13 protein-coding genes are annotated in these 13,608 nt (G+C 62.4%); 4 read left to right on the top strand and 9 right to left on the bottom strand.

Going from position 1 to position 13,608, the window contains the following annotated elements; all coding sequences use genetic code 11:
* Nucleotides 1–9: 9 nt before the first annotated feature.
* The 5 genes from Q7T10_RS12360 to Q7T10_RS12340 all read right to left on the bottom strand — a co-directional run bounded on the left by Q7T10_RS12360 (nucleotide 10) and on the right by Q7T10_RS12340 (nucleotide 4,708).
* Nucleotides 10–669, bottom strand: a complete 660-nt coding sequence (locus Q7T10_RS12360; protein WP_304748588.1) for an ABC-type transport auxiliary lipoprotein family protein — start codon at nucleotides 667–669, stop codon at nucleotides 10–12.
* A complete protein-coding gene (locus tag Q7T10_RS12355; RefSeq protein ID WP_304748586.1) occupies nucleotides 666–1,631 on the bottom strand; it encodes an MlaD family protein in 966 nt (321 codons plus the stop codon). The genes Q7T10_RS12360 and Q7T10_RS12355 overlap by 4 nt, the downstream gene beginning before the upstream one ends.
* Before the next feature lie 12 nt (nucleotides 1,632–1,643).
* Nucleotides 1,644–2,459 carry an ABC transporter ATP-binding protein gene (locus Q7T10_RS12350; protein WP_304748584.1) on the bottom strand — a complete coding sequence of 272 codons (816 nt, stop codon included), beginning with the start codon at nucleotides 2,457–2,459 and terminating at the stop codon, nucleotides 1,644–1,646.
* Nucleotides 2,456–3,586, bottom strand: a complete 1,131-nt coding sequence (locus tag Q7T10_RS12345) for an ABC transporter permease (protein WP_304748671.1) — start codon at nucleotides 3,584–3,586, stop codon at nucleotides 2,456–2,458. The genes Q7T10_RS12350 and Q7T10_RS12345 overlap by 4 nt, the downstream gene beginning before the upstream one ends.
* Before the next feature lie 138 nt (nucleotides 3,587–3,724).
* Nucleotides 3,725–4,708, bottom strand: a complete 984-nt coding sequence (locus Q7T10_RS12340; protein ID WP_304748582.1) for an SGNH/GDSL hydrolase family protein — start codon at nucleotides 4,706–4,708, stop codon at nucleotides 3,725–3,727.
* 250 nt (nucleotides 4,709–4,958) lie between these two features.
* Between Q7T10_RS12340 and Q7T10_RS12335 the strand changes: the two genes are divergently transcribed.
* From Q7T10_RS12335 to Q7T10_RS12325, 3 genes are all read left to right on the top strand, one after another.
* On the top strand, nucleotides 4,959–5,747 hold the full coding sequence (locus Q7T10_RS12335; protein WP_304748580.1) for an enoyl-CoA hydratase/isomerase family protein: 789 nt from the start codon (nucleotides 4,959–4,961) through the stop codon (nucleotides 5,745–5,747).
* A complete protein-coding gene (locus tag Q7T10_RS12330) occupies nucleotides 5,744–7,474 on the top strand; it encodes a GMC family oxidoreductase (protein WP_370653762.1) in 1,731 nt (576 codons plus the stop codon). The genes Q7T10_RS12335 and Q7T10_RS12330 overlap by 4 nt, the downstream gene beginning before the upstream one ends.
* 263 nt (nucleotides 7,475–7,737) lie before the next feature.
* The gene (locus Q7T10_RS12325; protein ID WP_304748578.1) at nucleotides 7,738–8,499 is read left to right on the top strand and encodes a TSUP family transporter; all 762 of its coding nucleotides are present in this window, start codon (nucleotides 7,738–7,740) and stop codon (nucleotides 8,497–8,499) included.
* Between the two features lie 13 nt (nucleotides 8,500–8,512).
* Here Q7T10_RS12325 and mrdA read toward each other — a convergent pair whose 3' ends face one another.
* Genes mrdA through Q7T10_RS12305 form a run of 4 tightly spaced genes read right to left on the bottom strand, consistent with a single transcriptional unit; the run spans nucleotide 8,513 to nucleotide 13,107 of the window.
* On the bottom strand, nucleotides 8,513–10,540 hold the full coding sequence (gene mrdA / locus Q7T10_RS12320) for a penicillin-binding protein 2 (RefSeq protein WP_304748576.1): 2,028 nt from the start codon (nucleotides 10,538–10,540) through the stop codon (nucleotides 8,513–8,515).
* A 60-nt stretch (nucleotides 10,541–10,600) separates the two neighbouring features.
* A complete protein-coding gene (mreD, locus tag Q7T10_RS12315; RefSeq protein WP_304748574.1) occupies nucleotides 10,601–11,131 on the bottom strand; it encodes a rod shape-determining protein MreD in 531 nt (176 codons plus the stop codon).
* Nucleotides 11,128–12,048: a rod shape-determining protein MreC gene (gene mreC / locus Q7T10_RS12310; RefSeq protein ID WP_304748572.1), complete on the bottom strand. Its 921-nt coding sequence runs from the start codon at nucleotides 12,046–12,048 to the stop codon at nucleotides 11,128–11,130. The genes mreD and mreC overlap by 4 nt, the downstream gene beginning before the upstream one ends.
* A 15-nt stretch (nucleotides 12,049–12,063) precedes the next feature.
* Nucleotides 12,064–13,107 (bottom strand): rod shape-determining protein, encoded by a 1,044-nt coding sequence (locus tag Q7T10_RS12305; RefSeq protein ID WP_304748570.1) that lies wholly within the window; start codon nucleotides 13,105–13,107, stop codon nucleotides 12,064–12,066.
* A 200-nt stretch (nucleotides 13,108–13,307) separates the two neighbouring features.
* Here Q7T10_RS12305 and gatC point away from each other — a divergent pair, with 200 nt between their 5' ends.
* Complete coding sequence (gene gatC, locus Q7T10_RS12300; protein ID WP_304748568.1) at nucleotides 13,308–13,607, top strand: Asp-tRNA(Asn)/Glu-tRNA(Gln) amidotransferase subunit GatC; 300 nt, start codon at nucleotides 13,308–13,310, stop codon at nucleotides 13,605–13,607.
* Nucleotide 13,608: the final 1 nt, after the last annotated feature.

Genomic DNA, 13,608 nt, shown 5'->3' with positions numbered 1-13,608 from the left:
TTGTGAGGTTCAGGGCATCAGCCCTTGCAGCCACTGGTCAAGCTCTCCCACCGCGGCGTCCGTGGCGGCCGTCATGGCGCGCACGCCGCCAGGAGCGTCCGCACTGATGGCCGGTCGCTGTACGGTCACGCTGCGCTGCGCCACCAGTGTTTCACCACCGGAGCCGGGCCGGACCACCGTGGCGCGCAGGCGCAGCAGGCCCACGCTTTTGTCGGGCGCCTCGAACAGCTGGCTGAACTCCTCCAGTTCAATGCGCAGCGTGAGTGGGGCCGGTGCACCTGGCAAGCCGCCTTCCCCGGGGTTGAGCAGGGCGCGGTGCTGACCCAAGCGTTCGCGCAGGCGCTGTCGAACCAACTGGGCCGGTGGCATGCTCCAGCGCGCCTGGGCATAGGCCTTCAGTTGTTGGTCGTCGGCATAGGCCAGCCGGTACAGGACGGCGGTGCTGTCCAGCGCGGGGTTGGCCTCAACGTCGGCCACCGCCAGCGGGGCCAGACGAGCTTGGCTGGCTGACGCGGCACTCCGGGCGCCGGGGCCAAAGTCGTAGATCGCCGGGCGCACGGGTTGGCCGGGCAGGGCACAACCGGTCAGCACCAGAGAAATTAGAAGAAATATGCCTCTAGCCCTTGTGGAATAAGCTTGAGCAGCTATTAAATTCATAGCGTCCTTCATGGTTTGCCCGAGGGCGCAGAAAAGCCGGGTTCGCCGGGACCGGGCGCTGGCGGCCCATTGCCAAAAATCAGGGACTGCGGGTTGTCGCTGACCGTGTTGGCGGCCCGGCTCACCTGGCGCGCCGTGCGGGCGGCGTCATCGACGGCGCGGTTGAGTCGCGGCAGGGTCGCGGCATTCAGGGCTTGCCCGGTGGCGGCCAGGGTGTTCACGCCTTCGGCCAGTTGGTCCAGCGTGCCCCCTTTTTCATCCATGCGCTCGGTGACGGTGCGGAAGGCCCGGGCTGACGCACGGGCCTCGTCGGCGCTCTCGCCCACCTGCACCGACGTGATCTTCATGGTCTTGAATGTGGCATTGGCTTCCTGCACCAGTGGCGGGAGTGTCTTGCTGGCGCTGGTCGAGAGCTGGTTGATGCTGGCAGCCGCCTGGCCCATGTTGTTGATGGCGCCCATCAGGCTTTTCTGGTGTTCGGGGGAGAGCAGCAGGTTGACGCGGCGACTGCTTTCCTCCAGTTGCGACAGGATGCCGGCGCCCTGATCAGTCAATCGCGACAGCAGGCTGGGCCGCATCGGAATGCGGGCGGGTGGCTCGGTGCCGGCCGGTAGAGCGACTTTGGACTCGCCGCTGTCGTCCAGCTGTATAAAGGCCAGGCCGGTGACGCCCTGAAAGCCCAGCGTGGCGAAGGTTGACTGGGTGATGGGGGCCTGGTCGTCGATGGCGATGCGCACCAGCACATTGCGGGGGGTCAGGGGGTCGAAGCCGATGGTCGTGACTTTGCCCACGTTCACGCCCTTGAAGCGCACGGCGGCCTGTGGTTGCAGGCCGCTGATTGCCTCGGCGCTGGAGAGTTCGTAGACCCGGTGTTCGCTGGTGTCGCGGGTCAGCCAGGTGGCCAGTGCCACGAGCAGGGCCGTGACCACCAGCACAAAAGCGCCGGCCGCCAGGGCGTGGGATTTGTTTTCCATACGGTTCTCTTTTTACACTGCGAAGGGTTGTTCGCGCAACAAGCCCATGGCGCGCTGCCCCCGTTCACCGAGGAAGAAGTCATGAATAAAAGGATGGGGATAGGCAATCACATCCTGCGGGCGGCCGCTCGCGATGATGTGCTTGTCGGCCACCACGGCAATACGGGTGCTGAGTTCAAACAGGGTGTCCAGGTCATGCGTCACCATCACCACGGTCAGCCCCAGTTCGCGGTGCAGGGAACGCAGCAGCGCGCAGAAAGCGTCGGCGCTGTCGGGGTCCAGACCGGCGGTGGGCTCATCGAGCAGCAGCAGGGGCGGGTCCATGATCAGCGCCCGTGCCAGTGCCACGCGTTTGACCATGCCCCCCGACAAATCAGCCGGCATTTTGTTCGCCTGCGCCGGGTCCAGTCCGACCATCTGCAGCTTGACCATGGCCGTGTCCCGAATCAGCGCACGGGGCAGTGTTCTGAGTTCGCGTAGCGCAAAGGCAATGTTCTCCAGGACCGTGAAGGCGGAAAACAGGGCGCCATGCTGGAACAGCATGCCCACGCGGCTGGCTGCGCCCTCTGAGCCCAGTTGCGCGGCCGGTTTGCCCAGCACCGTGACCCGCCCGCGTGCCGGTTTTTCCAGCCCCAGGATCTGGCGCAGCAACACGGTCTTGCCACTGCCGGAGCCGCCCACGATGGACATCAGCTCGCCCTTGTTGATGGTGAGGTCCAGGTCTTTGTGAATCACGGCATCCTGCCCTGCGGTGCGAAACACCGACCACAGTTTGTCGATCTCCACCACAGGTTCGGGGACCTGGACGGTTGGCGTGGCCTGGTTCATATGCCGATGTCCTTGAAGATGACCGCAAACAGCGCATCCACCAGAATTACCATGGTGATGGAGGTCACCACCGAGGCCGTGGTGCCTTGCCCCAGGCTTTCGGTATTGGGTTTGACGCGCAGACCGTAGTGGCAGCCGATCACCGCAATCAGCAGGCCGAACACCACCGATTTGCCAACTGCCAGCGTGAGGTTGGATATCTCCACTGCCCGCGGGAGGGATGCAAAGAAATAGGCGGGCGTCACCCCCATCGCCAGGTCTGCCGCCAGCATGCCGCCCAGCAGCGCTGCCAGCGTGGTCCACACCGTCAGCAAGGGCATGGCCACGGCCATCGCAATGGCGCGCGGCAGCACCAGCCGGTAGCCTTTGGCAATCCCCATCACGCGCATGGCATCCAGTTCTTCGGTGACCCGCATCACGCCAATTTGCGCTGTGATGGCCGAGCCGGAGCGCCCGGCGATCAGGATGGCCGCCAGCACCGGCCCGAGTTCGCGGATGAGGGAGATGCCCAGGATGTTGACGATGAAGGCATCGGCGCCAAACTGGCGCAACTGCAGCGACATCAGGTAGGCCAGCACCACGCCAATCAGAAAGCCCACCAGCGCCGTGATCGGCAATGCCGTCGCGCCAATGTGGTACAGATGGCCGGACACATCGCGCCAGGGCCCCTTGGCCGGTGCCCGCCCCAGTTTGATGGCGTCCAGCAGCAGCTGGCCCATCAGGCGGATCAAATCCCGGATATGGTCAATCAGAAACCAGACCATGGCGCCGAGCGACAGGAAAACCTGCCAGGCCGAGAGGCGGGTCGCCACCGGGGGCCGTATGGCGTACTGCGCCACCCGCGCCAGCATCGCGCGCTGTGGATCAAGTACCAACAACCTGGCCGGCCATTGGTGGTCCCAGGCGTTCCACAGCAGCTGGGCGCCGGTATGGTCCAGCCGCTCCAATGTGCGCAAATCCCAGCTCCAGCCGGTTGCTTCGGGCGCAGCGCATGCACTCAACTCCGACTGAATCTGTGCCCATGCCACGGGCTCGGCCAGCCGCTCCGCCGCCCAGCAGCCCGACAGCAGCACACTGACACCCTCGGGCGTGGTGTGACGTGTGATGCGTGGGGTGTTTTCCTCCATGGAGGGGTATTGACTCTTAAAGCTGGAGTTCGATCGTACCGCTAAAGGCAGGTCATCCAGCACCGCACCCGGCGTGTCGAGCGCGTAATTCATTCATGGCGGGCTTTCAGTGCCCGTCTGTCACCGCCCCAACGGGCTTCAGTTTGCCCGGCGGCGGCGCGCCACGGCCAGCGCCAGCAACGCCAGCCCGAACAGGGCCAGGGTATCGGGTTCCGGAACGCCCAGCACGTCGAGTGCGGCGCGGGCGAACAGACTGTGCCCGTAAGCGGAGGGATGCAGGACGTCCGAGAATGAAGATTGATCGCAGCTCACACCTTGCGAATAGGCGAATCCGGCACACGGCCAGCTGGTGTTGGTGATGCCATAGTCTGACGGATGTTGCCGGATGTCAGCGGACAAGGCCGCCATGTCCAGCAGGTTCATGTTCAACCCCAGCGAGGCACCGAAACCCATCAGGCCGGGGAAATACCCGTTGAACCAGGCCGAGGCGTCGGACGATGCTGCCGTCAGGCCCAGGAGGACCGCTTCCGGCGTGTAGCCCAGATCGGGCAGTGTGGAAATCAGGACGTTCTTGGCACCCATGCTCGCCAGGTAGCCGATGGTACTGGCGAGGTTGCCGATGGCCGCCGCGGCTGCAGCCTGACGGGTCGCCGAGTTGCCTCCGATGGCTGAGCGCGCATCACGCATGTCGTTGCCGCCTCCCACCACCACATAAAGGGCATTGGGATCAGCAGAAAGATGAGCGGGCAGTCCCCAGGGGGCGTAGCCTGTGCCCCAAAGACCGGCCGCCTGCGCCAACAGGCCGGGGGGGCTCCCGGCAAGGCCGGTACGCGCACCGGCAAAGGCGTAGTTGTTGCCACCCAGCAGTGCCGGGGCGGCGTCGTTGGCGAGCCCCAGGCCGGCCGCCAGGCCCTCGATCCACAGCTTGCCGTTCGAATAGCGTCCGTTGTCGTAAGGTTGTGCGGTTCCCGGGTTTGCTCCACCCGTGAGGGTGGACAGGTTTCCCGTATCCGACAGGCTGTCGCCGAACACAAACAGGTGGGTGAATGGCCCGGCCAGGGCACTCAGGGGAAGGCTCACGAGCAGGGGCAGCAGGATGGCGCGAAGGCGTTTGAATATCATCTTGTCTCTCTCTTTTTGGTTGAACTTCACGGTCGCGGCGCCTGGTTTTCGGCCGGCCAACAAAACAGACAGCAAATTTCGCGCCATCCTGAAAAGGCATTTGAAAACAGGGGCTTGCGCATTAAGCCGGTGCAAAAAACTGGATAGGGCCGTTGATGTGTAAATTTCTTCGACAGGTCGAGCCGCGCCCGATGGCCCGATTCAGGCCAATCGGGCGATGCGGCAAAATGTCCCCCAAACAGGAGACCCCGTGAACAATCCCAATTCGTCATCCACGCCAGAGCTGAGCGTGGAACAACGTGGCCCGGTGCTGTGGCTGACCATCACGCGCGAGGAGCGGCGCAACGCCATGAGCCACGGTGTACTGGCTGGCATGACGCAGGCAATCTCGGCGGCGCAGGGTCAACGCGACATCCGCGCCATTGTCATTACCGGCGCTGGCGCAAAAGCCTTTTGCGCCGGCGCTGATTTGCAGTCGGCCCAGGCCTTCACCACCGACTATTCCGAACCGCACGGCCATCTGGCGCAGTTGTTGCGCGCCGCCCGTGCCAGTTATGTGCCCCTGATTGCGCGGGTGAACGGCGCCTGTATGGCGGGTGGCATGGGCCTGATGTCGATGTGCGACATGGCAGTGGCGGCGCGCCACGCGGTGTTTGGCCTGCCCGAAGTCAAAGTCGGCGTCTTTCCGGCCCAGGTGCTGAGCGTGTTGCAGCATCTGATCCCGCGCCGCACACTCAATGAGATGTGTCTGACCGGCGAGCCCATCACGTCAGCGCAAGCGCTGGAAGTTGGGCTGGTGAATTATGTGGATGACGATGTGGACGCCAAACTGCAGTGGCTGCTGGACCGTTTGCTGGACAAATCGCCCGCCGCCATCCGCCGCGGCCTGTACACCCTCAAGAAGGTGGAGGCCATGGCGTTTGAAGAATCCATGTCGTTCACCGAGAGTCAGATTGCCCTGTTTACCCTGACCGAAGATGCCAAAGAGGGGCAGAAGGCGTTCCAGGAAAAGCGCAAGCCGAACTGGGTCGGGCAATGAGCATGAGCACCACTTTCGACTACATCATCATCGGCGCCGGTACGGCGGGTTGCCTGCTGGCCAACCGACTCTCGGCGGATGCGACCAAGCGCGTCCTGCTGATCGAAGCAGGCCGCCGTGACGACTACCACTGGATCCACATCCCGGTGGGCTATCTGTATTGCATCGGCAACCCGCGCACTGACTGGCTTTACAACACTGAACCGGACGCCGGCCTGAACGGGCGAGCCTTGCGCTACCCGCGTGGCAAAACGCTGGGTGGGTGCAGCAGCATCAACGGCATGATTTACATGCGCGGGCAGTCCCGTGATTACAACGAGTGGGCGCGGCTCACCGGTGACGATGCCTGGACCTGGGGTAACGCTCTGCCGTATTTCAAACTGCATGAAGACCATCACAAAGGTGCCAACGCCTCGCACGGTGCGCGCGGCGTCGCCCCGGCGCTGATGAGCAACAAGTCCGACCCCTACGCCCAGGTGCTGCGTCACCGCAATGCCGGTGGCGAATGGCGGGTTGAAAAGCAGCGCCTGCGCTGGGATGTGCTGGATGCGTTTTCCCAGGCCGCGCAGCAGGCGGGCATTCCTGCCAGCGATGACTTCAACCAGGGCAACAACGAAGGCGTGGGCTATTTCGAAGTCAATCAGAAAGAGGGTTGGCGCTGGAACACGGCCAAGGCCTTCTTGCGTCCGACCTGTTACGCACGGCCCAATTTCGAGATGTGGACTTCGGCCCAGGTGGCGAAGCTGCTGCTTGAAACCCAGCCCGATGGCAGCCAGCGCTGCACTGGCGTTCAGGTGTGGGCCAGCTCCGAGATGGTGACGGCCACCGCCACCGCGGAAGTCATCCTGAGTGCGGGCAGCATTGGTTCGCCCCAGATTCTGCAGCTCTCCGGCATTGGTCCGGCGGCGCTGCTGCAGCAGCACGGCATCGCCGTGGCGCATGACGCGCCGGGCGTGGGGGCCAACTTGCAGGATCATCTGCAGATTCGTGCGGTGTTCAAGGTCCAGGGCGTCAAGACCTTGAACACGCAGGCCAGTTCACTCTGGGGCAAAGCCATGATTGGCCTGGAGTACGCCCTCAAGCGAACCGGTCCGATGAGCATGGCGCCCTCGCAATTGGGCGCCTTCACGCGCAGCGACCCGGCCCAGCCCTATCCGAACATCGAGTACCACGTGCAACCGCTCAGCCTGGAGGCTTTTGGCGAGCCGCTGCACAGCTTCAACGCGTTCACGGCCAGCGTGTGCAACCTCAACCCCACGAGTCGCGGTACCGTGCAGATCAAGAGCAGCCAGTTTGAAGACGCACCGGCCATTGCGCCCAACTACCTGAGCACCGACGCCGATCGCAAGGTGGCCGCCGATTCGCTGCGTGTCACGCGCAACATCGTGGCCCAACCGGCACTCAGCCAGTACCAGCCGCAAGAGTGGAGGCCCGGCCCCCAGTACCAGACGGACGAGGACCTGGCCAAGCTGGCGGGCGACATTGCCACCACCATCTTTCATCCCGTGGGGACCACGAAAATGGGCACGTCGGATGATCCGATGGCGGTGGTGGACTCGCGGCTTCGGGTGCGCGGCAAAGGCGGCCTGATTGCCGGCCTGCGGGTTGTCGATGCCGGCGTGATGCCGCTGATTACCAGCGGCAACACCAACTCACCAACGCTGATGATTGCGGAGAAGGCAGCGCAATGGATCGTCGAGGACGCAGCGCAACGGCTGAGAGGGTAAGTCCTAATGTGCCGATGGGTTTGGGGGCGTACATTTGCGCCATTCGTCAACGGGCCTCAGGCCCGCTGAAGGAGAAAAGGCCCTGGAGACAAGCCCGCACGGGCATACAAAAAAGACGCATCTGCAAGCAACTGCGATTTGAGAAGGCACCGGTAACCCCGGTGCCTTTTTCAATTGAAGTGCCAGAAATCCTCGTGTTCATTGCGCGAGTAGCTATTGATAGCATAGCGAATGGCGCAAAAAACGGGTGAGACAATGACGCGATGGAATTGTTGATTGTCTCGTTGGCCTCGCTCCTGGCCGGTTTTGTGGATTCGATTGTGGGCGGTGGTGGCCTGATTCTGGTGCCCGCCCTGTTTGCCACCTTCCCCGCGACCCATCCTGCAACCCTCTTTGGCACCAACAAAGGGGCTTCGGTCTGGGGCACGGCATTCGCCACCTGGCATTTCAGCCGCCGGGTCGAAATGCGTTGGGCGGCCCTGTTGCCAGCAGCGGGTTCCGGTTTTGTCGCGGCTTTTGCCGGGGCCTGGCTGGTGACCGTGGTGTCGCCCGCCTACTTGCGCAAAGTGTTGCCGGCGGTCCTGCTGGTTGTGCTCATCTACACCTTGTTGAAAAAGGATCTGGGTCGCACCCACACGCCCCGGTTCTCTGGCTCCAAGGAGGCTTATGTTGCTGCGGCGATAGGGGCTGCGATCGGTTTCTATGACGGCTTTTTCGGGCCGGGGACCGGCAGCTTTCTCGTCTTTCTGTTTGTGCGCCTGCTGGGCTACGATTTTCTGAGTGCGTCTGCATCGGCCAAGCTGATCAACACGGCGACCAATATGGCCGCGCTGATTCTGTTTGCTGCCAAGGGCCACATCTGGTGGCATTTCGTTGTGGCCATGGCACTGGCCAATGTGGTGGGCAGCCTGCTGGGCACGCGCATGGCACTCAAGCACGGCGCCGGTTTTGTACGGGTGGTCTTCATTGTTGTGGTCAGTGCCCTGATTCTGAAGACCGCGTACGACGCTTTTCTGCGTCAGTGAGAATACTCTGGCGTCAGGGTTGTGCGGTGCTGGCCGGATTTGGCGATGCCGCCATGGCAGCGGACCCGGCAGATGTCGGCGCGGTCGCGGACACGGGTGCGCCGGGCGGCCAGGGCACCTCAACCACCGGGCGGGGTTTGCCGACGGGCGCCGTGGCCTGCCCCAGCCGGACGGCCGCGATGTCGGCTTCACTGGGGTATTGGTTCAATAGCCAGTAGTCAAATGCCCGCCGTGCAATGGGCGCGGCATTGGCGCCCCCAAAACCGGAATTTTCAACGATCACCGCCAGGGCAATCCTGGGATTTTCCGCGGGTGCGAAGGCAATGTACAACGCATGGTCCCGCTGTCGCTCCTCCATGTTGGCCGCATTGTATTTTTCCTTCTGGCTCATGGTGACCGCCTGTGCTGTACCGGTCTTGCCGCCGCTGACGTAGCCCGCACCGGCAAACGCGCGCGCCGATGTGCCCACCAGGGTCACATCGACCATGCCCTTGCGCACGATCGCCACGTTATCGGGTTTGTAGCCCAGGTCTGTTGGCGCGTCAGGCGGCACAGGTATTCGCGTTCGGGTGGTGGCGTCCTGTGTGGCAATGACCAGCTGCGGTTTGTGTTTGATACCGTTGTTCGCCAGGGTGGCCGTTGCCTGGGCCAGCTGCAGCATGGTGAAGCTGTTGTAGCCTTGGCCAATGCCCAGAGAAATGGTCTCGCCCGGATACCATTTTTTCTGTTCGGCACGTTTGTAATAGTTGCGCTTCCACTCCTGGCTGGGCAAAATGCCGCGCACTTCACCATGGATGTCGATGCCGGTGAGCTGTCCAAAGCCCAGAGGCTTCATGAAGTCGTGCATCGCATCCACGCCCATTTCGTTGGCCAGAGAATAGAAATAGGCGTTACTGGATTCAACAATGGCGCGGTGCATGTCCATCTGGCCCCCGCGCTCGTTCTCCGGGCTGCCAAACCGGTGTCCACCGAACATGTAGAAGCCAGGGTCGTTGATGATGGTCGTCGGGGCGCGGGTTCCGGTCTGCAGCGCGGCCATTGCCATGAATGGCTTGTACGTGGAGCCTGGCGGGTAGGTGCCGCGAAGGGCGCGATTCAGCAGTGGCTTGTCGATGGACTCGTTGAGTGCCTTCCAGCTTTCGGTGTCAATGCCATCGACAAACAGATTGGGATCGAAAGTGGGCTTGCTGACGAACGCCAGAACCTCACCGGTTTGGGGATCCAGCGCCACCAGCGCGCCGCGACGCTCGCCAAACAGCTGTTCGATCAGATGTTGCAGCTTGATATCGATGGACAGCACGACGGTGTCGCCCGGCGTGGACGGACTGCTGGCCAGCTTGCGCATGGCACGTCCCCCGGCCGAGGTTTCCATCGAGTCCACCCCGGTAGTGCCGTGCAACTGGGCCTCAAAACTCTGCTCCACGCCCAGCTTGCCGATGTACTCCGTGCCCCGGTAGTTGGCCTGATCATCGGATTCGTCGAGCTTCTCTTTCTCGGACGTGTTGATGCGGCCGATGTAGCCGATGACGTGGCTGGCCAGTTCCCCATAGGGGTAGTTTCGAAACAGCCGGGCCTTGATGTCGACGCCCGGAAAGCGAAAGCGCTGCGCCGCAAACTTTGCCACTTCCTCATCGGTCAAACGGGTGCGCAGGGGAAGGGACTCGAAGTTTTTGGACTCTTCCCGCAATTTTTTGAAACGGCGCCGATCCCGCACTGAGATATCCATGACCTTTGACAGCTCGTCAATCGTCTGTTCGAGGTCGGCTATCCTGGCGGGCGTCACTTCCAGTGTGTAGGCTGAGTAGTTGGTAGCCAGCACAATGCCGTTGCGATCCAGGATGAGGCCACGGTTGGGCACGACCGGCACAATGGCCGTGCGGTTGTTTTCAGCCTGTTCCATCAGGTCGTCGTGGCGCACGATCTGCAGGTATACCAGCCTGGAAGCCAGCAACACAAAGCCAAGCACGACCGCGATACTTGCCACCAGCACCCGTGCCCGAAAGCGGGACAGGTCGGCTTCGACATTGCGAAGTTCGGTCATGGCAGTCGCCGCTGCGGACGCGCTGAAATACACGAAGCGATAAGCGTGAGCGTCATATCACTACAGCGGCCGGACCGCATCTGGATTGGGCGTTCGGGTTTGCGGGAGCAGCAGCACGACGCTCACGACGGGCCACAGCAGCGACTCAATGACCGGCGCCAGCAAGATCAGCAAACCGGGGAAGGCTCCGCCCGCCATCATGCGAACGCTCAACTCAATGGCATGGGATGCCACAAACAGCGGCAGGACCTGAAACGCCTGCAGAGGCACACTGAACCAGAGCAGCCGGCGGTGAATGGCAATCGCAAGGAAACTCAGCACGGTATAGCTCAGTGCATGCTGTCCGAGCATGGCGCTTTGGTGGACGTCGACAAGAAGTCCAAAGACAAAGGCGACACCAATGCCCACACGCCGCGGTTGATGGATGCTCCAGAACACCAGCACCAGGGCCAGAATATCCGGCAGCCAGGCCGCGCGACCCCACAGGCCCATGTTCTGCAACATGTTGAGGGACAGTGCCCCCAGCAGACTGCCCCAGATGAAGAGCGGATTGGCGGGCAGCAGCAGCTGATGCCCTCGGCGCATGATCATTTCCTGAGTCCCTTCCTGGCAGGTGCGGGTGCGGGCTCCGCGGCGGGCCGGGGTGCGACCTGGGCGGTGAGCGGTTTCAGCACCATCACGTGCCCCACTCCCGAGACCAGGGCCAGTGGCAAACAGGTGATCCGGGCAAAGGCTGAGTCCATCCTGCGCTCAACCTTTTCCACCCTGGCCACCGGCAAACCAGGCGGGTAGACGCCGTCCATGCCACTGGTGGTGAGCAGGTCGCCAGCCTGGACGTCCGCGTTGGCGGCCATGAACCGCAGCTCCAGCCCGCTGGCACGCAATGCCGGGTCACCAAAGGCCACTCCCCGCGCACCGGTGCGTGTGTTCAGCACAGGAATCGCCTGGTCGCGGTCCGTGACCAGAGTCACTTCACTGACCATGGGGTAGACCCTCGTGACCTGACCCAAAACGCCGGCTTCATCCAGTACGGGTGAGCCGGCCACCACACCGTCAAGCACGCCCCGGTCAATAACGACCTTGCGGGTGTAGGGGTCCGCTGCGTCATACAGTACCTGCGCGGCCTGAGAGGATGTGGTCACCCTGTCGCGCAGGTACAGTAGCTGGCGAAGACGCGTGTTTTCCAGGATGAGCTGTTCTACCTGGTTGGCGCGCTGCGACTGCAACGCCAGCTTGCGGCGGGCTGCTTCTTCACTGGTCTGGGAGGCCTTGAGTGATTCGAAATACTGGGCCCCGCCCTGGGCCCATACCACGGGCCGCATGACCAGCCATTGAACCGGGTAGAGCGCGGTGGCCAGGCCTGCACGCAGCGGCTGCATGACATCAAAGCGCGCATCGGCCACCATCAGGAACAGGGCCAGTACGCTGAAAAACACCAGTTTGGACAAAGCCGAGGGGCCTTGCCTGAAAAACGGGGGAGGCGTACCGTCCAGCGTACCTAGTGGCATCGCGGCATTCGGAAATTATTCGCTGGTGAAAATGGAGCCCAGACGATCCATCCGCTCCAGCGCCATCCCGCATCCCCGCACCACACAGGTCAGGGGATCTTCGGCCACCAGGACGGGCAGACCGGTTTCTTCGGCCAGCAGGCGGTCCAGGTCCCGCAACAGGGCTCCACCGCCGGTCAGCATCATGCCGCGGTCGGCAATGTCAGCCCCCAGCTCGGGTGGCGTCTGCTCCAGCGCATTTTTCACGGCCGACACAATGTTGTTGAGCGGATCGGTCAGGGCTTCCAGGATTTCGTTGCTTGAGATGGTGAAGCTGCGGGGCACGCCTTCGGACAAGTTGCGTCCGCGCACTTCCATTTCCTTGACTTCGCTGCCCGGAAAGGCAGAGCCGATTTTCTTCTTGATCGCTTCTGCCGTCGGCTCGCCAATGAGCATGCCGTAGTTGCGCCGGATGTAGTTGATGATGGCATCGTCAAACCGGTCGCCGCCTACACGCACGCTGCCCTTGTAGACCATGCCGCCCAGCGAGATCACGCCGACTTCGGTTGTGCCGCCGCCAATGTCCACCACCATGGAGCCGCTGGCTTCACTGACCGGCAGACCGGCACCAATGGCGGCCGCCATCGGTTCTTCAATCAGGTACACATCACTGGCACCGGCGCCCAGGGCCGATTCGCGAATGGCGCGGCGCTCGACCTGGGTGGAGCCGCACGGGACGCAGATGATGATGCGCGGGCTGGGCCGAAAGATGCTGCGCGGGTGCACCATCTTGATGAATTGCTTGAGCATCTGCTCGGTGACGGTGAAGTCGGCAATGACGCCGTCTTTCATCGGGCGGATGGCTTCAATATTGCCGGGTACTTTGCCCAGCATGGCCTTGGCTTCCTTGCCGACAGCCTGGATGGTCTTCTTGCCTTGCGGGCCGCCCTCATGGCGGATGGCGACAACCGATGGCTCGTCCAGCACAATACCCTTGTCACGCACGTAAATGAGGGTGTTCGCCGTACCAAGGTCGATCGCCAGGTCAGTGGAGAAATACTGACGGAATGCTCCAAACATTAAATATCCTCTCGGGCATGGCCGGCGCTTCGGCCGACGATCGCCATGTTGACTGGTTCAAATCGAATTATTCTGGCAAAACCCTGCGGGGCCGCAGACATCAGGCCAAAGGCAGGATAATACCTTATCCCCTGTGAAAACTTTAACCGGCAATGCCTCTCGGGAGGTGTTTTACAACCGGTTTCGAATGAAAATCCGTTATGTCCCTCACATCTGCTGACATCGCCCGCATTGCCAACTTGGCCCGACTTGAACTCGAACCGGATGAAAGTGAGCGCATGCGGATGCAAATAAATGGATTTTTCGACATGGTCGAAAAAATGCGTGCGGTAGATACCACGGGTATCGAGCCGCTGGCGCACCCCGTGGCTACCATTCAGGAAATTACTTTGCGCCTGCGTGAGGATCTGGTGAGCGAGCCCAACAACCGCGAGGCCAATATGCGCAATGCCCCGGCCGCAGAGCACGGGTTGTTTCTGGTACCCAAGGTGATTGAATAAG

The organism is Rhodoferax sp. (assembly GCF_030646845.1).
GTDB lineage: Bacteria > Pseudomonadota > Gammaproteobacteria > Burkholderiales > Burkholderiaceae_C > Rhodoferax.
Note: the sequence above shows the minus strand (reverse complement) of the source record. Positions and strands in the feature narration are given on the sequence as shown.

What these genes read in the sequence shown, in the direction of transcription:
- Q7T10_RS12345 (WP_304748671.1), bottom strand. Translation starts at nt 3,586, where the DNA reads ATGGAGGAAAACACCCCACGCATCACACGTCACACCACGCCCGAGGGT.
- mreC (WP_304748572.1), bottom strand. Translation starts at nt 12,048, where the DNA reads ATGCCACTAGGTACGCTGGACGGTACGCCTCCCCCGTTTTTCAGGCAA.
- Q7T10_RS12330 (WP_370653762.1), top strand. Translation starts at nt 5,744, where the DNA reads ATGAGCATGAGCACCACTTTCGACTACATCATCATCGGCGCCGGTACG.
- Q7T10_RS12305 (WP_304748570.1), bottom strand. Translation starts at nt 13,107, where the DNA reads ATGTTTGGAGCATTCCGTCAGTATTTCTCCACTGACCTGGCGATCGAC.
- Q7T10_RS12355 (WP_304748586.1), bottom strand. Translation starts at nt 1,631, where the DNA reads ATGGAAAACAAATCCCACGCCCTGGCGGCCGGCGCTTTTGTGCTGGTG.
- Q7T10_RS12350 (WP_304748584.1), bottom strand. Translation starts at nt 2,459, where the DNA reads ATGAACCAGGCCACGCCAACCGTCCAGGTCCCCGAACCTGTGGTGGAG.
- gatC (WP_304748568.1), top strand. Translation starts at nt 13,308, where the DNA reads ATGTCCCTCACATCTGCTGACATCGCCCGCATTGCCAACTTGGCCCGA.
- Q7T10_RS12340 (WP_304748582.1), bottom strand. Translation starts at nt 4,708, where the DNA reads ATGATATTCAAACGCCTTCGCGCCATCCTGCTGCCCCTGCTCGTGAGC.
- mreD (WP_304748574.1), bottom strand. Translation starts at nt 11,131, where the DNA reads ATGATCATGCGCCGAGGGCATCAGCTGCTGCTGCCCGCCAATCCGCTC.
- mrdA (WP_304748576.1), bottom strand. Translation starts at nt 10,540, where the DNA reads ATGACCGAACTTCGCAATGTCGAAGCCGACCTGTCCCGCTTTCGGGCA.
- Q7T10_RS12360 (WP_304748588.1), bottom strand. Translation starts at nt 669, where the DNA reads ATGAAGGACGCTATGAATTTAATAGCTGCTCAAGCTTATTCCACAAGG.
- Q7T10_RS12325 (WP_304748578.1), top strand. Translation starts at nt 7,738, where the DNA reads ATGGAATTGTTGATTGTCTCGTTGGCCTCGCTCCTGGCCGGTTTTGTG.